Annotated in this window: 18 protein-coding genes and 1 pseudogene; 10 read left to right on the forward strand and 9 right to left on the reverse strand. The window is 69.7% G+C overall.

Annotated elements, in window-relative coordinates:
- Window positions 1-44: 44 nt before the first annotated feature.
- Window positions 45-1,421 (reverse strand): hypothetical protein, encoded by a 1,377-nt coding sequence (locus tag I5071_RS27025; RefSeq protein ID WP_236515736.1) that lies wholly within the window; start codon window positions 1,419-1,421, stop codon window positions 45-47.
- Window positions 1,422-1,926: 505 nt separating this feature from the next.
- On the opposite strand from I5071_RS27025, the gene I5071_RS27030 reads away from it, so the two are divergent.
- On the forward strand, window positions 1,927-2,628 hold the full coding sequence (locus I5071_RS27030; protein WP_236515737.1) for a serine/threonine-protein kinase: 702 nt from the start codon (window positions 1,927-1,929) through the stop codon (window positions 2,626-2,628).
- A 1,854-nt stretch (window positions 2,629-4,482) separates the two neighbouring features.
- Here the strand turns inward: I5071_RS27030 and I5071_RS27035 are convergent.
- Window positions 4,483-5,481: a hypothetical protein gene (locus I5071_RS27035; RefSeq protein WP_236515738.1), complete on the reverse strand. Its 999-nt coding sequence runs from the start codon at window positions 5,479-5,481 to the stop codon at window positions 4,483-4,485.
- 1,104 nt (window positions 5,482-6,585) lie between these two features.
- Here I5071_RS27035 and I5071_RS47030 point away from each other — a divergent pair.
- The 5 genes and pseudogenes from I5071_RS47030 to I5071_RS27055 form a co-directional block, all read left to right on the forward strand.
- A pseudogene (locus tag I5071_RS47030) lies at window positions 6,586-6,900 on the forward strand (hypothetical protein); the annotation flags it as partial.
- Between the two features lie 474 nt (window positions 6,901-7,374).
- On the forward strand, window positions 7,375-7,860 hold the full coding sequence (locus tag I5071_RS27040) for an RCC1 domain-containing protein (protein ID WP_236515739.1): 486 nt from the start codon (window positions 7,375-7,377) through the stop codon (window positions 7,858-7,860).
- A 67-nt stretch (window positions 7,861-7,927) separates the two neighbouring features.
- Entirely contained in the window at window positions 7,928-8,221 is a 294-nt protein-coding gene (locus I5071_RS27045; RefSeq protein ID WP_236515741.1) for a hypothetical protein, read from the forward strand.
- Window positions 8,222-8,513: 292 nt separating this feature from the next.
- Window positions 8,514-8,750: a hypothetical protein gene (locus I5071_RS27050; RefSeq protein WP_236515743.1), complete on the forward strand. Its 237-nt coding sequence runs from the start codon at window positions 8,514-8,516 to the stop codon at window positions 8,748-8,750.
- Window positions 8,751-9,262: 512 nt separating this feature from the next.
- The gene (locus I5071_RS27055) at window positions 9,263-10,630 is read left to right on the forward strand and encodes a glycoside hydrolase family 43 protein (RefSeq protein ID WP_236515744.1); all 1,368 of its coding nucleotides are present in this window, start codon (window positions 9,263-9,265) and stop codon (window positions 10,628-10,630) included.
- 136 nt (window positions 10,631-10,766) lie between these two features.
- On the opposite strand, the gene I5071_RS27060 is transcribed toward I5071_RS27055, so the two are convergent.
- From I5071_RS27060 to fsa, 5 genes are all read right to left on the reverse strand, one after another.
- Complete coding sequence (locus tag I5071_RS27060) at window positions 10,767-12,125, reverse strand: alkaline phosphatase family protein (protein WP_268921147.1); 1,359 nt, start codon at window positions 12,123-12,125, stop codon at window positions 10,767-10,769.
- A gap of 61 nt (window positions 12,126-12,186) precedes the next feature.
- Window positions 12,187-13,125, reverse strand: coding sequence for an NAD(+)/NADH kinase (locus I5071_RS27065; protein ID WP_236515747.1), 939 nt, complete (start codon window positions 13,123-13,125; stop codon window positions 12,187-12,189).
- The gene (locus tag I5071_RS27070) at window positions 13,122-13,805 is read right to left on the reverse strand and encodes an NUDIX hydrolase (RefSeq protein WP_236515748.1); all 684 of its coding nucleotides are present in this window, start codon (window positions 13,803-13,805) and stop codon (window positions 13,122-13,124) included. The genes I5071_RS27065 and I5071_RS27070 overlap by 4 nt, the downstream gene beginning before the upstream one ends.
- Entirely contained in the window at window positions 13,802-14,452 is a 651-nt protein-coding gene (locus tag I5071_RS27075) for a hypothetical protein (RefSeq protein ID WP_236515750.1), read from the reverse strand. The genes I5071_RS27070 and I5071_RS27075 overlap by 4 nt, the downstream gene beginning before the upstream one ends.
- Window positions 14,453-14,457: 5 nt before the next feature.
- Window positions 14,458-15,105 (reverse strand): fructose-6-phosphate aldolase, encoded by a 648-nt coding sequence (fsa, locus tag I5071_RS27080; protein ID WP_236515751.1) that lies wholly within the window; start codon window positions 15,103-15,105, stop codon window positions 14,458-14,460.
- A gap of 199 nt (window positions 15,106-15,304) precedes the next feature.
- Here fsa and I5071_RS27085 point away from each other — a divergent pair, with 199 nt between their 5' ends.
- The 4 genes from I5071_RS27085 to I5071_RS27095 all read left to right on the forward strand — a co-directional run bounded on the left by I5071_RS27085 (window position 15,305) and on the right by I5071_RS27095 (window position 20,400).
- The gene (locus tag I5071_RS27085; RefSeq protein WP_236515752.1) at window positions 15,305-17,929 is read left to right on the forward strand and encodes a protein kinase domain-containing protein; all 2,625 of its coding nucleotides are present in this window, start codon (window positions 15,305-15,307) and stop codon (window positions 17,927-17,929) included.
- Between the two features lie 45 nt (window positions 17,930-17,974).
- The gene (locus tag I5071_RS27090) at window positions 17,975-19,225 is read left to right on the forward strand and encodes an SRPBCC family protein (protein ID WP_236515753.1); all 1,251 of its coding nucleotides are present in this window, start codon (window positions 17,975-17,977) and stop codon (window positions 19,223-19,225) included.
- 151 nt (window positions 19,226-19,376) lie between these two features.
- Complete coding sequence (locus tag I5071_RS46670) at window positions 19,377-19,502, forward strand: hypothetical protein (RefSeq protein ID WP_268921148.1); 126 nt, start codon at window positions 19,377-19,379, stop codon at window positions 19,500-19,502.
- Between the two features lie 220 nt (window positions 19,503-19,722).
- A complete protein-coding gene (locus I5071_RS27095; protein ID WP_236515754.1) occupies window positions 19,723-20,400 on the forward strand; it encodes a hypothetical protein in 678 nt (225 codons plus the stop codon).
- Window positions 20,401-20,457: 57 nt separating this feature from the next.
- Here the strand turns inward: I5071_RS27095 and I5071_RS27100 are convergent, their stop codons facing one another.
- The gene (locus I5071_RS27100) at window positions 20,458-20,943 is read right to left on the reverse strand and encodes a dihydrofolate reductase (protein WP_419249607.1); all 486 of its coding nucleotides are present in this window, start codon (window positions 20,941-20,943) and stop codon (window positions 20,458-20,460) included.
- Complete coding sequence (locus I5071_RS27105; protein ID WP_236515756.1) at window positions 20,940-21,734, reverse strand: thymidylate synthase; 795 nt, start codon at window positions 21,732-21,734, stop codon at window positions 20,940-20,942. The genes I5071_RS27100 and I5071_RS27105 overlap by 4 nt, the downstream gene beginning before the upstream one ends.
- Window positions 21,735-21,772: the final 38 nt, after the last annotated feature.

Consider the following 21,772-nt stretch of genomic DNA (forward strand, 5'->3'; position numbering starts at 1 on the left):
GCGCGCCGTTGGGGGCGACGTGGCTCAGCAGGTGGCGAGGAGAATCAAGAGGTGAACGGCGCAGGGCCGCTGCCCGGGACGGGATCGATCGGAGTGACGGGCGTCGGGGTGACGGCCGGATCGGTGGGCGCGCTCGGCGTCGGCGGCGTCGGAGTCGGCTGGCCCGCGCTCGAGTCCGAGCTCGTGCGGCCGAAGCCGCGGCGCGCGGCGTAGAGCGAGGGCGCGATCGTGTCGCCGTCGCCCTCGGACCAGCGCACGTACGTGAGCATGCGGCGGACCTGGTCGTAGACGCCGTAGAGGTGACTGAGCGCGCGGGTGCTGAGCTCGGCCGCCGAGATGCGCGGCGCGCCGGGGATGCGCATGACGCCGCGCTCGCGCGCGTTCAGCGTGTCGAACATCTCGGTGGCGACGCGCTCGATCCCGACGAGCGTCTCCATGTCGAGCGAGGTCTTGCCGGCGACCTCGGGGAGGATCGTGCGCGCGAGATCGATCAGCGTGAGGGTGCTCGTGACGAGCGGGCGATAGCCCTGGATCGGCCGGCCGGGATCGATGCGCGAGGCGTCGAGGAGCTTGCGGAACGCGAGGCTCTCGAGCTCGTTGATGAGATAGCGGTGGGACTGGGAGACACGCGCGGCGAGCTCGGCGACCTCGGTCCCGCTCTCGGCGTTGGTCACCTCGATCTCGGCCTGGAGGCACGCGTAGACGAGCCCCTGGAGCTCGTCGACGAACGCGACACCCTCGTCGCCGAACTGCGCCGCGATCCCGTCGCGGTGCTGCCCGATCAGCGGGATCGCGCCGGAGACGATCGCGCCCGTGACCTTCACGTCGAGGCGCAGGTCGCGCTTCACCTTCTCGGCAGGCAGGAGGACGAGGAATTCGCGTCGCTGATCGAGCGCCGCGCGAAGCGCGAGCGGGCTGGGCGACGGCGGCGAAGTGGGCGTGGGATTGAGAATCGGATCGGGCACGGCGAACCTCCTTGGCGTCCGGCAGATCGCCGAAGTGCCAAGCTCATCGCGCGCGGTCGGCACGCGTTGCGTGGGCGCGAAGAGAAAATGTGCGCGCGAGGCCGGGAGGCGCGGCGGGACGAGTCGGATCGTCGTGGAACGCGGGAAAATCGCGCGAGGACGATCGCGATCGTCGCCGGACGGTTTCAGGACGCCGCGGGACGAGTGATGTTGCCCGGACTGGATTTCAAATCCAGAGGAGGGCAACTCGAGTTGTCCGAACTGGATTTCAAATCCAGGGGAGGGCAACTCAAGTTGCCGCGACTGGATTTGAAGTCCAGGGGAGGGCAAGTGATGTTGCCCGAACTGGATTTCAAATCCACCGGAGAGCAACTCACGTTGTCCGGGCTGGATTTCAAATCCAGGGAGGCACCACCAGATCAGGTTTCGGTCGCCGAGCCCGGTCGCGCCCAACACGTCCCTGCCCGAAGGAGTCCGCGATTCTGGAGAGTTGACCCGCAACCCTCGAGGATTAGCGATCGCGCGTCGCCGTTGCATTTCGCCGCGGCTGCACGATCGGGGGAGCGATGGCGAAGAAGGGTCCTGGTGAGTTCGCGCGGTTCCTCGCGACCAAGAGCGCTGGCGATACGGTCACGTTCGACGAAATCCTCGCCGCGGTGCCGTCCTGGAAGGAGTCGTCGCTGAAGACCTACTTCCGGAAGAACAAGCTGACGCCTTTCCTCGCGACCACGGCGTCGAAGAACACGTATCGCGTCGTGCGCAATGGCTCGACCGTGACCGAAGCGGACGTGACGAAGGCGCTGTCCCAGGTGGATCCCGAGTCGGTCACGCTCGTGAAGAACGACGTTCTCGTCGGCGAGCTCGGGCGCTACACCCTGATTCGCGAGGTCGGGGCTGGCGCCGTCGGCCACGTCTGGGCCGCTACATCGAGCGCGACGGGCTCGACCGTGGCGATCAAGGTGTGCAGCCCGCGACCGGACCTGCTCAAGCCCGACGTCTTCGACAACGTCAAGGAGCGCTTCGGAGAGAGACTCGCCTCAGCCCGCGGCTCGCGCATGACGCGGTCGTGGCGTACCTCGACCGCGGCGAGCACCTGAGTACCGCGTTCCTCGTGATGGAGCTCGCGATCGGTTCGCTTCGCGATCGCCTGGACGCCTTGGGCCGACTGGCGGTGGCTGATGCGATCGCGGTCGCCCAGCGGATCGCCGGAGGGCTCGCGTGGATCCACTCCCAGAACTGCGTCCACCGCGACATCAAGCCCGCGAACATCCTGGAGACGCGCAGAGGCTGGGTCCTTGGGGACATGGGCATCGTGAAGTGGGGAGACATGAACCCCAGCTTCACGGGCGCCGGAACCATCACCAAGACCGCGGTCCAGCTCGGCTCCTGGTACTATATGGCGCCCGAGCAGTACGAGTCGCCCCACGACGCGACGCCCGCGAGCGACGTCTACGCATTCGGTGTGACTCTCATCGAGATGATGGTCGGCCAACCGCCGACGCCCAGTGTCGTGGCCGCGGGGCGTGTGCCTCCGCCCTCAGGTCACGCTGCCATCGACGCGATGATTCGGCGGATGACCGCGTTCGATCCCGGCGAGCGGCCCTCGGTCGCTGAGGTACAGCGCACGCTCGGGGACGCCGTGCGGGCAACCGCGAACGGCTGACGCGTGGAAGCCACGAGGTACGTGGCCGCACGTTGTTTGCGATCACCGGGCTCACAGCATTTCGACGTCAGCGCCGGCGAGCGTGAGCGCGAGCGCGCCTATCGAGAACGCCAGCGCGAGCGCGGCCTATCGAGAACGCCAGGGCGAGCGCGGCCCCCGCTGCGCAACGCTCGGCGAGCAACCGGATGCGTGTTCTCTACGCAGCTCTACGACGCGGACGCAAGGGCCAGCGCCAGCGGCGCGGCCTACGCAAGTCGCACGCGCAAGCTCGGCCAACGTGCTCGATTACTTGCGTTCACCACGTCAGTTGACGCAATTTTCGTTCTGGAAACTGCGCCTCCGCGCGCGTGTCCAGGCGGCCGCCCTGGTCGAGGTCCGGTACGATACCTGTGGTACGGAGCGGCCACGATCGAGGGCCGTCGCAGTGGTAGCCTCGGCGATCTTGGCGGAAACACCTCATCGCCACCGTCGCCATTCATCGCCGACGAAGAACGGAAATGTGATGCGCAGTCTCCTCGTCGCTGTCGGCTTGCTCGTGATGCTGACGACCGGCTGTCACTCGACCCCACGACCGATCGCGCCGTCCGGACGCCCAGGCAACGTCGAGGGCTCTAGCCGGCCCATCAGCGGTCTGACCGGTCGGCGCATCCTTGTGCTCAGCCCGGTGTCGCTGCAGCAGGTCGCACCCGATCTTACGCTAGAGACGACCGCTGCCCCCGCGACTGCTGGCGCGACGGCGACGGGGGTGCTGCAGACCGAGGACTACAACCTCGCGGTCTCAGCGGCGGAGCGAGCACTGCTCGATGGGGGCTGGACTCCGGTCACGCAGGCGGTCCTCGCGCGGGCCGGCCGAGACGAGGTTCTCCAAGGCGGAATTGCGACGTTGCGCCGCGACGGACAGTTGTCGCCGCTGCAAGTCGCATTGCTCCTCGCGCGGCATGCAGGGGCCGATCTCGTGATGCTGATTCGGCTCGTCCGCTTGGACTTGGACCGGCTAGTCGTCAGTTGTGGCCCTCACGACTATCATCAACACTATTCGTACGTCGGAAGCACTGACGTAGTCGTCGTCGCAGGCGCGACCGGCGATGTCGTTTGGTCAGGCCGAGCCCAGGCGCGATCTCTCGATGTACTGGAGCGGGGAACCAGCGATGCTTGCTCGGGAGGCATTTACGAAGTGTCGCCCGAGGTATTTTGCCATCGTGGACGGTGCCCGCCGCGCCAGGCAAGTCGGCTCGTCGAGCGTGCCATCGCCCTGGCGGTGGGCCGTCTGAGCGAGCTTGCCGGCGGCACCACGATCGCGACCAGCGGTGGAGACGCCAACAGTAGCGCGTGCCCGACAGGACAGGAGCGCACGGCCGACACGCAGGGACAGTGCTGCTGGCCAGGACAGGCGTGGTCGAGCGCGCGTGCGCGGTGCGTGGGTGAGCCGATGTGCAGTGAGGGCTTCCTTCCGGACGGCCAAGGCGGCTGTGTGCCGTCCGCTTGCCGGCCGGGTCAGGTCGTATCCGAAGATACCCAAGGTCAGTGCTGCTGGCCGGGACAGGCGTGGTCGAGCTCGCGTCAGAGCTGCGTAGGCGAGCCGGAGTGCCCCGCCGGGATGCGGGCCAGCGGGATGGCGTGCGAGTAGTGCTCACCGGCTCGCGCAACCGCGAGGCGACATGGAGCAAGGGTCCCCGAACGGCCCGCGACGTCAGGACGCACGAACTCGCCACGTCGCTAGGCAGCCGCTCCGCGAACGAGCAGCCGCGCGCGATCACTCCGCCTGCATTCGTTCGCGAACGGAGTCGGCCGTCCGACAGGTGTCCACGAAATCAGCGACTCTAACCTACTTCGATGCGCCCGCAGCGGATGCGATCAGTTGCATCGACCGGTGGTCGCGTCGCAGCCCATCGAGCAGTCGGTGTATGCGCCCGTGGCGCAGCCGCCTCCGGTGCACGTTCCGGCATAGTACCCGGAACCCGACGGGTCGCACCACGTCGTGTAGCATCGGTCGCACCGACCCGCGGTGAAGGTACATCCGTCGTCGCCGCAGTCGCTGATCGTAGACATCTCGACGTCGGTGGGCGCAAAGTAGTCGTACAAACGCTCCATGCCCGGGAACGTCTCGCGGACACGGGTCCATTCGGGCCTCAGCGACCGCCCGACAGCGTCGAGCCCGGCCGTGACGAGTACGCCACCAGCGAACACGGCCGCTCCAGCTACGAACAGCGGCGTTCCGGCGGCGATCGCGACGCTTCCAGCGACCACGGTCGCGGTGATCGACGCAGCGGCGCCGACGCACATCATCATCGTTCCGACGTTGCGGCTGCACGCACCAGCCAGGCTGAGCGGGCTCAGGCGACTTGTGAATGGATTCGAGCGCGCGGCGTTGCGCAGGTACGCATCCGTCCAGCGGAGAGCCGATGTATCGAGCCCCGCAACCGTGTATGCCGGCTCCAATAGATCCGTGCGACCGGTGACGACGTGCGTCGTGCCGAGCTCGACGACCCCGACGCGGGCGCGGGCGACCAGTCGTCGAGCGGATCCGATCACTGCGAACAGCCGATCGCTCGCAGGAGTTCCGGCCGTGACTGCGTCCGTCTCCAGGTCATCTAAGAAGCTCAGGAACTCGCTTCCGGGCTCATCGTCCGTGGAGAGCGTCGGCCGACGCACGAACAGGCCCATCCTGAAGCGATCTCCGCCAGCCGATCCCGACCACGGCGCGTCTGCAGTGCCGATCGCGACAGCGGCGGGTCCCTCGTACGCATCACCATACGCGGGCGCCGAACGAGACGGATCGTGGGAAGAACCGTGCTGCAGCTCCGTGAGGATTGGAACGGTGAACCACACGAGGCCGCCATCGACGACACCCACACCGCGAGTGTAGGAGTGCTCGGACCAGTTGTACGAACCGTCCAGTTGCCTCCCGCCCCACGTGATGGTGAGTCCGACGTACGAACCGTCGGGTACGTCGGGTGGCGCAACGGCGCATGCGAACTCTCCCGGCGCCCGCTGCTGTGCGCGCATGAAACTCGCGGACAGAGGCGGAAAACCGGGGCGCATACATTGACTGCGATCGAACGCCGACGTTGCGCACACTCCAGAGATGCAATCGAGTCCGGCTGCGCAATCACCGTGCGTCGAGCAGAAGTCTCCCGCGTCGGCCATACCTGAAGCCACACACGTGTGCGCATTGCAGCGAAGGCCGCGCTCGCAGTCGCTGTCGCCGACGCATACGTCGCCGTCGGCGCCTGTGCCGGCGTTGGCGCACGTTCCAGCAGAGCAATAGTGGTCGGCAGAGCAATCCCCAGTGAAGATGCAGGCGTCGCCGAGCGCAGCCGACGCCGAACCATCGCACCGGCCCTCGCGGCAGACGAGGCCGGCGCGACACGCTGCATCCGACGTGCACACTGCGCCAAGTCGAGCGCCTCCATCGAGAACGTCGGAGTCCCCGCCCAAAGCGTCGAGCGCCGTCCGGGCATCGGCCGGGAGCGCGTCGACCGGCGGGGACGCGTCGGACGATGCGCGGGCCGCGTCCAGATCGCCAATCTCCCCGGCATCCCGCATTTCGCCACCAGCGTCGAAGTCATCGATGGCGGCGTCGCTGCGTCCGCCATCGGTCCCGGACGGAGCGCCTGAGCACCCAACCAGGATGACCGCTGCACAGACAAGGCCCCGCGCGGGAAAGTTGGGGACAGTGTGAGGAGTCGTACCGTGATGGACCACGGCACGAGGGTACTGTATCCGCGGCGTCGCGCGCGACCACCGCAACGCGGTCGCGCCGCCGATTGCACGCCACGTGCGCCACAGAGAGTGTTCCGGTCGGCTCCGTTCTCCCATCAGCAGCCGTTGAACAATGCCGCGATCGGAACGGAGTCAGTGGCGTCGATGATGCGGATTCCGCGGAGAACGCGATGTCGTGCGGGCGCTGCGACGAGCGAGCCGATCAAGCGGACGTTCATGGTAGGTTGGCTTTCGATGATTTCCCGCCCCCAACGGCCCGGCCCAGGCACGTTTGTCGCTGCTCTCGCGCTCGTTTCTGTTGCTTGCGCCCGCACCACGTCCGGTCATGTCGAGGATGCCAGTCCTGCCGACGCGGAGCCTACGTCCGATTCCGGCCTGTTCCGCGACGCCGGGCTGAGCAGCGATGACGCGGGTGACGACACGGGGCCGGTCCCGTGTGCCAGCGAGTGCCCCTTCGCTTGTGTCGCGGGGCAGTGCGCAGACGCGGTCGATCTGGCGCTCGGGTCTCGCCATTCGTGTGCGCTGCTCTCGACCGGACACGTATCGTGCTGGGGCGACTACTCGTCGGGAGAGCTCGGCGATGGGAGCATCGTGCAGGGATTGAGGGACTACCGCAGCGTCCCCTCGTGGGTCTTCGGTCTTACCGATGCGATCGCGATCTCCTCGGGAGAGCTGCACGTTTGCGGACTGCGACCCGGTGGGCTCGAGGTCTGCTGGGGAAGCGACCATCTCGCTGAGCTTCGAGGAGCGGCGAGCCGGCGCTACGCGGGAGTCCCGATCTCGATCGCGAGTGATCTCGGGCCACTTTCGGAGCTCCGGCTCGCAGGGTCAACCACGTGCGTGCGCACGGGTGACGGAACCCCGCTTTGCTGGGGCCAGAATAGCTCCGGAGAGCTGGTTCCCGGCAGCAGCAACACGGTCGTTACTTCGCCAACGCTCCCAAGCTGGCTCGCCGCCGGGCCGATCAGCATGCCCTGTGGCGCAACGTCGTCGTCGCGATTCCGGTGCTTCGGGAATGACCCGGTGTCGTCGCGACCGATTTCGCTCGATTTCGACACTCCGAGCCCCCTCGTCGAACTCGATGGATGGCATGCCCTGCTCGCCGATGGCAGCGTCCTGCGTGCGTCGTTCGGGGTGACGATGGACGCCTCAGGATCTACGCGGAGCGTGCCCGTGCTCGCTCGGATCGCACTGGATCCGGTTGACGCCTTGGCCACCGGCGGCGGAGGCGCTTGCGCCCGTCTGGCGAGTGACTCGACGCTCCGATGCTGGGGACCGAACACTTCGGGCGAGCTCGGCGACGGGACCGTGATGCCGCGCAGCGGACCTGTTGCCGTTGTCGACCTCGGTCGCGTGCGCACCTTCGACGTGGGGTATCGCCATGCCTGCGCCGTCACTCCCTCCGGCGAGGTCCGGTGCTGGGGTCTCAACGACACGGGGCAACTCGGTGACGGCACGGTGGTGCCCCGCACACGACCCGTCCGCGTGACGGCGCCGCCACTTCGCTGATGTGGGCGGAGCGCCCGCTCGCGTATCCAACGCGCTCCACTGGGCGCACTCCATCGAGGCCGAGGGCGTGCTCCGCACGTCGACCGGCGACGGCAAGATCGCCTTCATCCACCCGGACGACATCGCCGAGGTCTCGGTCCGCGCGCTGACCACGCGCGATCATCGAGGCGAGGCGTTGGTGATCACCGGGCCGCGAGCGCTGAGCTACGCCGAGATGGCCGCGATGATCGGCACCGCGATCGGAGAAGCGGTTCGCTTCGAGCCCATCACCGACGCGGAGGCGCGCATCGGGACCGCGCCTACGCCGAGGCGCTCGTGGACATCAGGCGCGCGATCCGAGAAGGGCGCGTCGACACGGTGACCGACGAGGTGCGGCGCATTCTCGGACGAGAGCCCGCGTCCTTCGAGCAATGGGTCGCGGAGAACGCGGGCGAATTTGCCTGAGTGCTCGTCCGGAGGGCCCGGACGGCAGCGCGCGGAGCGCGCGGACGAAAGGACCGGAGCGGCGAGCCGATTCTTGTTCGCGCGTTCGTCAGGGCCGGTGGGATCCGCTTCGTCTCCTCGTCAGCGGGCGCGATCACCTGCTCGAACGTCTCGCGGAGCGCGGCCCGAGACCCTGCCGGCCCCTCGGGCACCAACGCAGTGACCAGCTGGTGGAGCTCGGGGTCTGCGGCGTGCACGTCGGCGAGACCTTCGACGAGCGCGCACGCGAAGTCCTCGAGCACGACGGTGACCGCGTCGAGCACCGCGTCCACGGTTTGCCGGGACCGTTGCTGCCGCGGCTCCCGTCGGGGCTGGCGTGTGGGTGCGTCTTTCATCGTGGTCTGCGGAACAGCGTGAACGCCAGGACGCGCGTCGAAAAGCAGAAGCGAACCATTCCGCAGCGATGACCTCGTGGTGCTCTCGCTGTGGAGCTCGCTCCGCGGAGCTGGCCCTCGGCTTCGATGAGCGCGGCCGTGCGGTTGTCATAGCCGTTCCAGACTGTGCGTCGGAACACACGCGCTTTGCCCCGAGAGAGCGCGCCGCGACTTCTCTCCCATGGAGCTCGAAGGCGGGGCACCCGCCTCGAGCTCCACAACCCGAGGTGCTGGCTCGGCCCCCGCCTCGACAAGCCCGTCGCGCGGTGCGCGATGCTCAGGAACCGGGATTCACACCCATGACGGTCGCCAGTCTTCGCACTTACGCTTGTCTCGTCGCGTGTTCTCTTGCCGCTTGCGTGAGCGCTGGCGACTCGGGCGTGGACGCCGCGACAGACGCGCCTGGCCGCGACGCGGGCCACCCCGCCAACGACTCGGGCACGACCGGGAACGACGCGGGTCGCCCCAGAGACGACTCGGGCACGACCGAGGACGACGCAGGCTCGCCTGCCCAAGACGCGGGAGACGACGCGAGCACGCCTGGGTTGGACGCTGGCGAGGCGGACGCCGGGCCGCCACCCGCACCGTGCTCGACGCGCATCACCTACGGCTCCGCCTGGATCCGCGGCGAGCGCACCACCGACTTCGACGTGGTGAGGGCAGACGTGCGCTGGGACGGAGTCTGCACCAACGAAGGAAGCAACTCGTATGCGGTGCTCTCCAACGGCTGGAGGCCGTACTTCACGGGACACAACGCCTGCGTGATCGCGCTCGATCACACCGGCTGTCCGAACACCGACGCCGCGTGCACCACGCGCATCACGTACGGCGAGAGCTGGATTGCCCCGGCGGGCAGAACGAGCCGCACCGATCGCGTGACCGGGCGCGTCACGTGGAACGGCGGCTGCCGCAACCGCGGCGCGGAGTCTTACGCCACGCTCTCCAACGGATGGACTCCGACCTTCCGCGGAAACAACGCCTGCAACATTGGCTTCGCCTACTCCGAGTGCGGCGGGCTCTACACCAACGCGGTCATCACGAGCTGCGCCGACCCGGGTGTCATGGAGGTCGACGGCACGTACTACGCGTCGTGCACGGGCGGAGGCCCGAGCGGCGGCGCCTTCGCACTCTTCACCTCGCGGGACCTCGTCCACTGGGAGAGCATCGGCCGCATCTTTCCGGCGGGTCACGTGCCGAGCTGGGCCAGAGACCGCTTCTGGGCGCCGGAGCCGCATCGCGTGGGCGACCACTACGTCACCTACTTCAGTGCCGGCGATCACAGCGGTCGCATGGGCATCGGCGCCGCGTATGCCGACGACCCGGCCGGGCCCTACACCGACATCGGCGCGCCTTTCATCTACGACGCGCGCATCAGCCTCATCGATGCTTCGTACTTCGAGGACACGAGTGGCCAGGGCTACGTGATGTGGAAGACCGACGGCAACGCGCAGAACGAGCCGACGGTCGTCTACGCCCAGCGCGTCAGTCGCGACGGGCTCACTCGCATCGGCAGTCCTGTCGAGCTCCTGCGCAACGACCTCGCGTGGGAAGGTCGCGTCGTCGAGGGCTCGTGGATCATCTACCACGACGGCTACTACTATCTCTTCTACAGCGGCAACGCCTATTACAACGACACCTACGGCGTCGGTGTGGCGCGCGCGACCTCACCGCTCGGCCCCTATCAGAAGCGGGGCGATCCAATCGTCTCCACGAACGACCGCTGGATCGGTCCGGGGCACTGCTCCGTCGTCGAGGGCCCGTCCGGCGACTGGCAGATGGTCTATCACGCGTGGCAGGCGGGCCAGGTCGGCAGCGGCTGGACGCGGCGCGGCATGACCGATCCCGTGCACTTCGCCGACGGCTGGCCCGTCCTGCGCGAGGTGCCGTCCACGCGCTCCATTCCGCTGCCCTGACGGCGACCGGGGTGTCGTGGCCGAGAGCCGCATGACCGGTGGCCGGTGCGCTCCCCATCGCGAGGTGTTCGACCAGGCGTGGACGCTGACCGCGGTGACGGGCGTCCCGTGAGTCGAACGCGGGCTCGTTCTCGGTCTACCAGGTAAAGCCGTGACTGCGTGCGAGCGCCTGCAACGCGAGGACCTCGCGTGCGTGCGCAGCCATGCTGTCGCTCATCGCGCTCTCGGGCTTCGCGGCCATCATCGCGGGGGCGACCTCGTCCTCGCAGATTCGCGTCTCGGGATCGTTCGGTGGCACTTCGATCTCCGGGGCGTCGACCCGCGGAGCGCTGTCGAAGTCGAGCGCGAGCGCCAGGTTGTTCGTGACCGCTGACCGGACACCGAGAGGCGCGAGCCCCCAACGCCACTCCATGAATTTCAGAATCGAGTTGGGCTCGAAGAGCGTGCTCTCGACGTGCCCCCGCTTCACGCGAGGGCCGATGAGGACACAAGGCACGCGGATCCCGAGCTGCCCGTCGTTCCCCACGACGTCGCGCTCTTCGTCCGAGACCGGCATGAAGGGCGGCACGACATGGTCGAAGAAACCGCCCCACTCGTCGTAATTGATGACGAGCAGCGTGCGATCCCATTGCGGCGACGCGCGGAGCGCATCGTAGATCCGCTTGAGGAATCTCTGACCGTTGCGCACGTCGGCGAACGGATGATCGTCGTTGCAGACGTCGTCGCGGCCGCCTTGATAGAAAAACGGATCGACGTAGCTGATGCTCGCCAGCGTCCCTGCCGCGGCGTCCTGCTCGAACGCGCTGATGTTGCGCGAGCGTCGCAGGTGCTTGGCACCCCAGAGCGCCGTGTACGGCAGGTTGCTGAAATAGTAACGAGAGCTCACGCCGGCCGCGTCCGCTGCGTCCCAGACGGTCGGAAGCTCCGAAAACCGAATCGTCGACCCCGTCGTGATGCGATCGGTTTGGCCGCAATGCATGTACATGCGGTTCGGCTGCGTCGAGGAGAGAATCCCGGTGTGATAGCGATCGCAGATCGTGAAGTGCTCTGCGCAGGCCGCGTAGAACGGTAGATCTTCCGCCGTGTAGTAGCCGACCGGGAAGATGTCGCCGACGGCCGCAGCGTGGAGGAAGCCGTCCATCGCTCCGCCGTTCACGCACGCACGCCCGTCCTCGTATCCGTGCGGCGGATCATCGAGACCGCAGCCTTGATAGTCGGGGCTGAGGCGGTATGCGGGGATGGCGTCGCCGTTGACGTCTCGATACGTGGCGCCGTTCTGGATTCCGTCCGCCCCGGGCACCCAGCCGAGCATGTGATCGAAGGAGCGATTCTCCATCATCGCGACGACGATGTGGTCGATCCCAGAGCACTCCGGATTGGGCAGGATCCCGCCGTCGCAGGCAATCGCAGCGGGCCGAGCCTCCCCCTCACACGCAGGGAGAAGTGGAGTTGCGAGAGCCGCAGCCCCCGCCTGAAGAAAGCGACGTCGATGCATTCGGCGACCACTATCAGGCCGATTGCAAACGACGCGTGATGTCGGCGTGAGATCCCGGTGGCTAGGCGCCCAGCGCCCGCGGAAAGCCCAGCAGCGTCAGCGGCTCGTCGCTCCTCCGGAACACCAGCTTCGCGCCCATGCGCACGTCGCGCACGTGGTGCGGGCCGTCCATGAACACCCTTCCCTCGCGCACTTTGCTGACCACCGCGAGCTCTTCGCCGGGATCGATCAATCCGCGCACCATGCGGTAGCTGCCCTCGGGCGGGAGATACGGCTCTCGCACGATGTACTGCAGGCGCTTGCTGCCCACCGGCATCACGCGGCCGCCCGCCGAGAGCTGCGCTGCGGTCGAGCCCGCCGCCGGACCGATCCAGAGGCCGCTCGACTTGTGCTCTTCCTCGCTCACGCGGCCGTCGTCGTGGGTGTGGCGCAGCACGTAGCGCGTCGTCGCGGCCGGGCTCGCGTGCGCGAAGAGCGCGTCGTTGAGCACGCGCTTGCTGAGGATCTCGCCCTCGAGCTCGACCTCCATGCGGGTGAGGCGCGTCTCGCGAAGCTCGCCCGCGAGCGCGAGCTCGAGGGTCTTCTTCACCTCGCCCTTCGCGCCCGCGCAGAAGTGCCCGACGCTGTCCTTCGGCGCCGAGTTGATCGCGACCACCGGGATGCCCGCACCGACCCAGCGCGCGGCCCACAGCAACGTGCCGTCGCCGCCGATCGTCACCACGAGATCGGTGTCCTCGACCAGCCCTTCGTCGCCGCGGAAGCGGAACACCGCGCGACAGCCCATCGACTCGAGCGCAGCGCGCGCCTCGTCGATCGTCGCGACGTGATCCTCGTGGGCCTCGAGCAGACGCGTCACCGCGGGATCGCGGCGCTCGAGCAGCTCGAGGAAGCGCGCGTTCTTCCGCTCCTTGACGTTCGTCTGGTAGGCCGACTTCTTGTAGACGACGAGCACGCGCGGCACGTCGCGCGCGCTCATGCGGCGCGTCGGCCGCGTGCTCACCGGGCGCCTCCGCGATGCTCCGCGAGGCGGCGGATCGCGACCTCGGTCTTCACGTCGCCGATGCGTCCGTCGCGGCACGCCGCGAGCGCCTCCGCGACCGGCACCCACTCGATGTTCGCGCGCTCCTCGACCGGCGAGCCGTCCATCTGCGGCACCGTCGCGCCGTCGGGATCCACCTCGGCGACGAAGAGGTGCACCTTCTCCGCGATGACGCCGGGCGTGAGGTACACCGCGGGCCCGAGCCGCACGAACGCGCTCGGCGCGACCTCGAGCCCGACCTCCTCGAGCGTCTCCCGCGCGCAGCACCCGCGCAGGCCGTCCTCGCCCTTCTCGTCGACCTCGACCAGACCGGCCGGCACCTCGAAGAGCGTGGGATCCCCGCTCTCCGCAGGGATCGGCAGCGAGTACCCGGGGCGCAGCGCGATCGGCGGACGGATCGACGAGCGCAGGCACACCCGACCGTCACGCGTGACGAGCACGATGCCGACCGCGTCGATCGCATCGCGCTCCGCGCAGTCGTAGCGGTACTCGCGGCTGGCGCTGCCGTCGGCGTAGCGGTTGCGCAGCACGAGGCGACGCACGCGCACGAAGCCCTCGTTCGATCGCATCGACGCGCTCTCGTCGCGCACGATCTCGATCGACACCGCAGGTCGCTCCACGAGGGAACGCTTGTCGCTCATCCACCCTCCTCCGGCGTCCACGAGAGCCCGATGCCCGGCGCGATCACCCACGTGCTCGCGCTCACCGCGGCGTCGGGCCCGCTCGCGTCGCTCCAGGCCTCCGATCCGATCACGCCCCACGCATCGGCACCGACGTTCAGCACCGCACCGTTGCCGAGCAAGAACCCGAGATAGAAGCCGACCCCGAAGAACGGGCCCGCGGTCAGCTTCTCGGCCTGCGTCGCACCACCCCAGAGCCCGGCGCGCAGGCGCACCGAGAGCGCGAGCGACTCGGTCAGGACCTCCGCCGCCGCCGAGATGCCGAGCGGCATCATCACGCGGTTGCTCGCGTCGCGCTCGCTCGGGATCGCGCCCGCACCGATGAAGCCGCCGATGCGCAGCCACTGCCATGCGGCCCACACGTCGAGCATCACGAGCCCGCCGAGATCGGGCCCGTCCGCGACCAACAGGTGGGCGCCGAGCGAGCCCGAGGGACGCACCGATTCCTCGCGCGGCTCCTCGGGCTCCTCCGCGACGGGCTCCTGCGCGACGAGCTCCTGGACCGGCTCCTCGGGCGCGCCGAACACCTGCGCCGATGCGCGCGATGGAGCGAGCGCCGCGATCACGATCGCGCTCGCGACGACGATCGATCCGGCGGCGGCGCGCACCACGATCACTTCTGGGGGATCTTCTTCGCGTCGGCGAGGAAGGTCGCCAGGCCCGCGTCGGTGAGCGGGTGCTTCAGCAGCTGGAGGATCACCTTGTGCGGGAGCGTCGCGACGTGCGCGCCGATCTCGGCCGCACGCACGACGTGCACGGGGTGGCGGATGCTCGCCGCGAGCACCTGCGTCGCGTACCCGTAGTTCCGATAGATCTCGACGAGCTGCTCGACCAGCAGCATGCCCTCGCCCGCGATGTCGTCGATGCGGCCGACGAACGGCGAGATGTAGGTCGCGCCCGCCTTCGCGGCGAGCATGCCCTGCACCGGCGAGAAGCAGAGCGTCACGTTCGTCTTGATCCCCTCGCTCGAGAAGATCTTCACCGCGCGCAGGCCGTCGGCGATCAGCGGGACCTTCACCACGACGTTCGGGTGGATCTTCGCGAGCGTCCGGCCTTCCTTGAGGATGCCCTCGAGGTCGGTCGCGATGACCTCGGCGCTGATCGGGCCGTCGACGACCTCGCAGATGTCGCGGATCACCGTCTCGAGGGGACGACCGGCCTTGGCCACCAGCGACGGGTTCGTCGTCACGCCGTCGATGACGCCCATCGCGGCCGCGTCGCGAATCTCGTTCAGGTCCGCCGAATCGATGAAGATCTGCATCTGCTTCTCGCTTGCTCCGACCCCTCGGGGCCTCGGGAACGGGGACTTTGAAGCCCCCCTCGCAGCAGGGTCAAGGGCGGGCGTGTGATCCCGGACGACGACCGTTGCGCGTCCGTCACGTCCCTTCCTCGGTCCCGGTGCGCGGACGGAGTCCAATGCGGCCTCGCGGAGCAGCGCGCGTGCGCTCGCACCGCGGCACGTGACCAAGGACGCGCTCGCATCCCGGGTGGGACGCCTCGTCGGCCGCTACGAGATCCTCCACCGGATCGCGTCAGGCGGGATGGGCAGCGTGTACCTCGCGCGTGCCCACGGCGCGGCCGGCTTCGAGCGGCTCGTCGCCGTGAAGACGCTGCATCCGCACCTCGCGCACGACGACGAGTTCGTCGCGATGTTCTTCGACGAGGCGCGCCTCGCCGCGCAGATCCGCGATCCGCACGTGGTCGCGACGATCGACGTGCTCGACGAGCCCGATCTGCTGCTCGTGATGGAGTACGTGGAGGGCGTGCACCTCGGCGTGCTGGTCCGGCGCGCGCTCGAGCGCGAGGGACGGCTCGCGGCGCCGGTCGTGCTCCGGATCGTGCTCGACGCGCTCCAGGGGCTGGCCGCAGCGCACGATCTGCGCGACGGCTCGGGCCGCCCGCTCGGGCTCGTGCACCGCGACGTGTCGCCGCAGAACGTGCTCGTCGGGCTCGACGGGGCCGCGCGCCTGACCGACTTCGGCGTGGCGCGCGCCGAGGCGAGACGCTCCACGACGCGCGAGGGCACGCTCAAGGGCAAGCTCGGGTACATGGCGCCCGAGCTCTCGGCGGGCGAGACGGCGGATGCGCGCGCGGATCTCTTCGCGATGGGCGTGGTGCTGTGGGAGGCGCTCACCGGGCGACGGCTCTTCGACGCCGACACCGACGCGGAGATCGCGATCCGGGTCTCGACCGCGCCGGTCGCGACGCTCTCGTCGGTCGATCCGTCGCTCGCGCCGCTCGACGCGGTCGTGACGCGCGCGCTCGCGCGCTCGCGCGATACGCGGTTCGCGTCGGCGCGCGAGATGTCCGATGCGCTCGAGCGCGCGGCCGGACCGACCCTCGGGATCGCGTCGCGGCGCGAGGTGGGCGATGCGGTCGCGCGCCTCGCGCGGGATCTGATCGACGAGCTGCGCGAGGGCGCATCGACACCGGCGCCGATCGCGAGCCGGCCCGACGACGTCACGCGTCCGGTCACGACGTCCGCGAAGCGAAAGCGCGCCGAGGGCGCGAGCGAGCGTGGGCCTGCGTCGGCGGACGCGACGTCGTCGCCGATCGTGCCCCCGCCGAGGTCGTCACCGGTGACCTGGATCGCGCTCGCGCTCTCCGCGCTCGCGCTGATCGTCGGCGTGACGCTCCTGATCGATCGCGGAGCGCCGGTCGCGCGCGACGACGGCGACTCCGAGCCCGTCGTGCGCGAGATGCGCGCACCGCTCGCGCCCGATGCGTCGGCCGCGCTCGTGCCGACGATCACGGTGCGGGCGCGCATCGACGCGGAGGGCCGGGTGGTCGAGGCGCACGTCCCGATGTCGCGCGACGATCTCGCGACGTGGGAGGCGCGCGCGGTGGAGGCGGTGCGCGGGTGGCGCTTCGAGCCCGCGCGGCGCGACGGGCGCGCGGTCGAGGGGTGGACGCAGCTCGCGGTCGAGTTCGAGCGCGGCAGCGCGCTGCGCGGGCTGGTGCGCGTGAAGGGGTCGGACACGCTCGGGGGCTCGCTGCTGCCCGACGTCGCGCGCGCGTTCCGCGAGCAGCACCCGGACGTCCGCGTCGACGTGGAGGCGCTGGGATCGAGCACCGCGTTCGTCGGGCTCTTCGACGGCTCGGCGGATCTCGGCGCGTCGTCTCGCCCGGTGTCGTCGGAGGAGCTCGCGGAGGCGGAGCGGCTCGGGATCGTGCTGCACGAGCTCGTGATCGGCTGGGACGGGATCGCGGTGATCGCGAGCCCGGGCGCCGGGATCGATCGGCTCGCGCTCGACGATCTGCGCGCGGTGTACGAAGGGCGCGTCGCGGACGCGGCCGCGCTCGGCGGCGCGCCCGGGCCGCTGCAGGTGCTGACGCGTCCGCGCGAGAGCGGGACCTACGCGTTCTTCGTCGAGCGTGCGCTCGGCGGGCGCGCGCCTCATCCGGGCGCGCTGGTGGTCGAGCACAACGAGGAGATCGTGCGCATCGTCGCGCACGATCGCGGCGCGCTCGGCTACGTGGGCATGGGTTGGATCTCGCCCGACGTCGCGACGGTGCCGCTCGTGGCGAGCCGCGGTGGCGAGCCGGTCGCGCCGACGCGCGCGACGATCGAGAGCGGGCGCTATCCGCTCGCGCGCACGCTGCTGCTCTACGTGCGCGAGCCGGTCCCGCCGCTCGCGCTCGAGCTCGTGCGCTTCGTGCTCTCCGACGAGGGCCGTCGTCGCATCGCGGCGCACGGGTTCGTGCCCGTCGATCGCGCGCCGGCATCGCTCGACGCGCTCGTCGCCGCGCCGCCGGGGCAGGCGCCGCTCGAGCCGGTGCGCATCACGTTCGCGCAGGGCGCGAGCGCCCTCGACGACGCGGGACGCAGCGCGCTGCAGCGCGTGATCGAGACCGAGGGCGCGCGCTTCGTCGTGATCGGCCACGCGATGGAGGAGGACGACGTCGGCTCGCTCTCGCTCGCGCGGGCCGAGTCGGTGCGCAGCCACCTGATCGAGCAGGGCGTCCCCGCCGAGCGGATCGAGATCCGCGCCGCCTCCGATTCGCAGCCTCTCGCTGCGAGGGGCACCGAGCGCGGGCGTCGCCTCGGCCGACGCGTCGACGTCTTCGCAGTCGTGTCAGACTGATCGCGAGCTCGTGAACAACGAACCCGCGCCCGCGTCGAACGATCCATGCGTCGCACGCATGCCGGGCTGATCGCGCTCTCTCTCCTCGTCGCGAGCACGCCGCAGCTGGCGCGCGCGCAGATCGATCCCGAGCAGGCCGACCGCGCGCTCGCGACGTTCAGCCCCGAGGAGCTCGCGGCGATCTCGCCATTGCTGCGCACCGGCACCGTCGCGCTCGTCGAGTTCGTCGTCGACGGCACGCTGCCCGCGATCGTGATCGCCACCGAGGTCGACGCGCCGCCCGCGGAGGTCGCGCGCGTGATCGGCGATCCCCGCCACTATCCCGACTTCATGCCCGCGCTCGACGAGGTGAACGTCGAGGCCGACACCGGCGATCAGCTCTCGTACTCGTGGGGATGGCACACCGCGATCTTCACGCTGCGCGGCAGCTACGCGATGCAACGCTTCGATCCGCCGGCGGGCCACGAGGAGCGCGGCTGGCGCTTCGTGGTGCGCAGCACCGGCGGCGATCTCGGTGCGGGCCGCACCGTGTGGCGCGTGCTGCCGCGCGAGGGCAACCGCACGCTCTTGCTGACCAGCTCGCGGCTCGACTTCCGCGATGCGAACTACATCGCGCGCCAGCTCTCGAGCGCGAGCTCGTCGATGAACCGCACCGTCACGATCGCGATCAGCTTCGCGATGGTGCTGCGCACGCGCATCGAGGCCGAGCGTCGCGCCGGTCGGGTGCGCGCGCCCCTCGCGCCGCCTTCGGGCGATCCCGAGCGCCCCGCGATCGATCCGGTCGCGATCGAGCGCGTGCTCGGGCGCGGCGATCTGATGTGGGTCGAGACGACCGGCGCCGACCTCGGGCGCATCGCGGTGATCGGCGCGATGCACACGCCGGTCGCGACCACGCGCGCGGCGATGCTCGATCCCCAGGGCTTCACCCAGGGCCTCCTCCAAGGCGCGCACGCGCGCATCCTCGAGCGCGACGAGCGCGGCACCCACTTCGAGTGGGGGATCGATCTGCCGCTCGTCGGCAGCTCGGGGCAGATGCGGCTCGGCGAGCAGCCCGACGGTCGCGTGCACCTCGACGGAGTGCAGGGCGCGCTGCACGCGGCGCGGTGGCGCTTCGAGACGATCGCGCGTCCCTACGGCACGCTCGTGTTCACGTGGGGGCGCTTCGATCCCGCCGACGGGCTCTGGCTGCTCCGGGTCGTCACCGACGCCGACGCGGCATTCCGCCCCGGTCTCGGCAGCGCCACCCAGCTGATGATGGTGCGCGGGCTCCGCACGCGACTGATCCGTGGCATCTGACCACGGGCGCACACCTCGCGATCGACGGAAAGTCGCCCAAGGACACAGAAATTCGCGGGGTCCACCATTGCGCGACCGAGAGGCCGCTCCTACATCGAGGAGCCCACCTCGCGCAGCTCGTCACCCTGCATTTCGGGAGAGCCTTCACGTGATGACCATCCTCCTCGGTGTGCTCCTTCTCGTCGTCCTCTTCCTCGCGACGTCGAACGACGGCCCGGGATCGCCGACGCCCGCGCCGGTGCCGGTGCGCGTCGCGTCCCACGCGCGCCGTCGCTGACGCGCGGGCCTCGCCGCGTCACGAGGCCGGCGCCCACGCGGCGCCGATGCTCGCGCGCACGTGAGCGGGGCGACAACTCGCATCGAAGCACGTCGCGTCGCTCGACGATCCACGCGCGAATCGTTCGCCCGCCGTGCGGGCACGAGCGCTGCTGACCGGGTCGCGTCCCGGAGCGCGTGGATGGTCGCTCCGGACGTGGACATCCACAGAAGGAGCAGCGATGCGAGTGACGAAGCTGAGCGGTGTGCTCGCGGGCGTGACGGTGCTCGCCGTCGGCCTGACGGTGTCGGCACAGCGCGGGGGGACGGGGGGCACGACCGGTACGCAGCAGCCCGGCACCACGGCGCAGCCGCAGACCGGCACGACGCCGCAGCGGGGCGCGGCGGGCGGCGGTACCGCCGAGCAGATGCGCAACGAGGTGTGCCCGGTCGGGATCAGGGACATGCAGGTCCAGACCACGAACCTCGAGGAGGGCGGCACGCTCGTCTTCACGACCAGCGCCGCGAACGTGACCCAGCTGCGTGATCGCCTGAACCGGCTGGTGCAGATGCACCAGCAACAGATGGGTCAGCAGCAGCAGCAGATGGGCGCGACCGGCGGCACCGCGACGCAACGCGGGACCACCGGCACGACGGGCCAGATGGCGCAGCAGCAGCCGCCGCAGCAGCCCGGCGCGACCGGCGGCACCGGCATGCAGCAGCAGCGCCGGTTCGCGGATCCGCAGGCGCTGATCCACCAGGGCCAGATCGAGATGGTCGAGATCCCGAACGGCGCGGTGCTGCTCATCCAGCTCCCGGATCAGCAGCGCGTGAGCGACCTGCGCAACGAGCTCCGCGAGGATGCGCGTGCGCTCCAGCAGGGCCGCTGTCCGCTCTCGCTGCAGGTCGAGAGCGCCTGATCGATCGCGTGATGACGAGCGCGCGCCGCGGGGCGATCCGCGGCGCGCGCGTTCGTTTCAGCGGGCGCGCTCGTAGGTCACGAAGCGGAACGGCAGCGCGTGCTTCGCGTCGATCGGATGCGCGACCTCGGACACCACGCGCCACGCGTCGCGCGAGAACGCCGGGAAGCGCGCATCGCCCTCGACGTCGGCGTCGACCTCGGTGAGCTCGAGCACGTCGGCGCGCGGCAGGAACGCTGCGTACACCGCCTCGCCGCCGATCACCCAGAGCTCGCCCGCGTCACGCGTCGCCGCGATCGCCTCGTCGACCGAGCGCACCACGACGCAGCCCTCGATCGCCTCGTGCGAGCGCGTGAGCACGAGATTCGTGCGGTTCGCGAGCGGGCGACCGATCGACTCGTACGTCTTGCGCCCCATCACGACCGGCTTGCCCGACGTGAGCTCCTTGAAGCGCTTCAGGTCGTCGGGCAGTCGCCACGGCAGCGCGTTGTCGCGCCCGATGACGCCGTTGCGCGCGACCGCCGCGATCATCGCGACCTTCATACCGCGACCGGCGCCTTGATCGCGGGGTGGTGCTGGTAGCCGTCGAACGTGATGTGCTCGTACCGGAACGCGTCGATGTCGCGCACGCTGGGATCGAGCACCAGCTTCGGCAGCGGCAGGGGCTCGCGCGCGAGCTGCACGTCCGCTTGCTCGACGTGGTTGAGGTAGAGGTGCACGTCGCCGAGCGCGTGCACGAAGTCGCCGACCTCGAGCCCCGCGACCTGCGCGATCATGTGCGTGAGCAGCGCGTAGCTCGCGATGTTGAACGGCACGCCGAGGAACACGTCGGCGCTGCGCTGGTAGAGCTGGCAGCTGAGGCGACCGTCGGCGACGTAGAGCTGGAAGAGCGCGTGGCAGGGCTGCAGCGCCATGCGCGGGAGATCGGCGACGTTCCACGCGCTGACGAGCAGACGGCGCGAGTCGGGGTTGCGGCGCAGCTCGTCGATCACGTTGCGCACCTGATCGATCGGCGCGCCGTCGGGGCCCGGCCACTTGCGCCACTGCACGCCGTACACCGGGCCGAGCTCGCCCTCCGCGTCGGCCCACTCGTCCCAGATCGTCACGCCGTGCTCGCGCAGGTACGCCACGTTCGACTCGCCGCGCAGGAACCACAGCAGCTCGTGCACCACCGACTTCAGGTGGATCTTCTTGGTCGTCACGAGCGGGAAGCCCTCGCGCAGATCGAAGCGGAGCTGCTCGCCGAAGAGGCTCAGCGTGCCGGTGCCGGTGCGATCTCCCTTGCGCGTGCCGTGGTGCCGGATCTTGCGGAGGAGCTCGAGGTACTGGCGCATGGCCGCGCGAGTCTTGCCCGGGGTCCCTGGCGGAACAA

It is taken from the genome of Sandaracinus amylolyticus (genome assembly GCF_021631985.1).
Classification (GTDB): domain Bacteria; phylum Myxococcota_A; class Polyangia; order Polyangiales; family Sandaracinaceae; genus Sandaracinus; species Sandaracinus amylolyticus_A.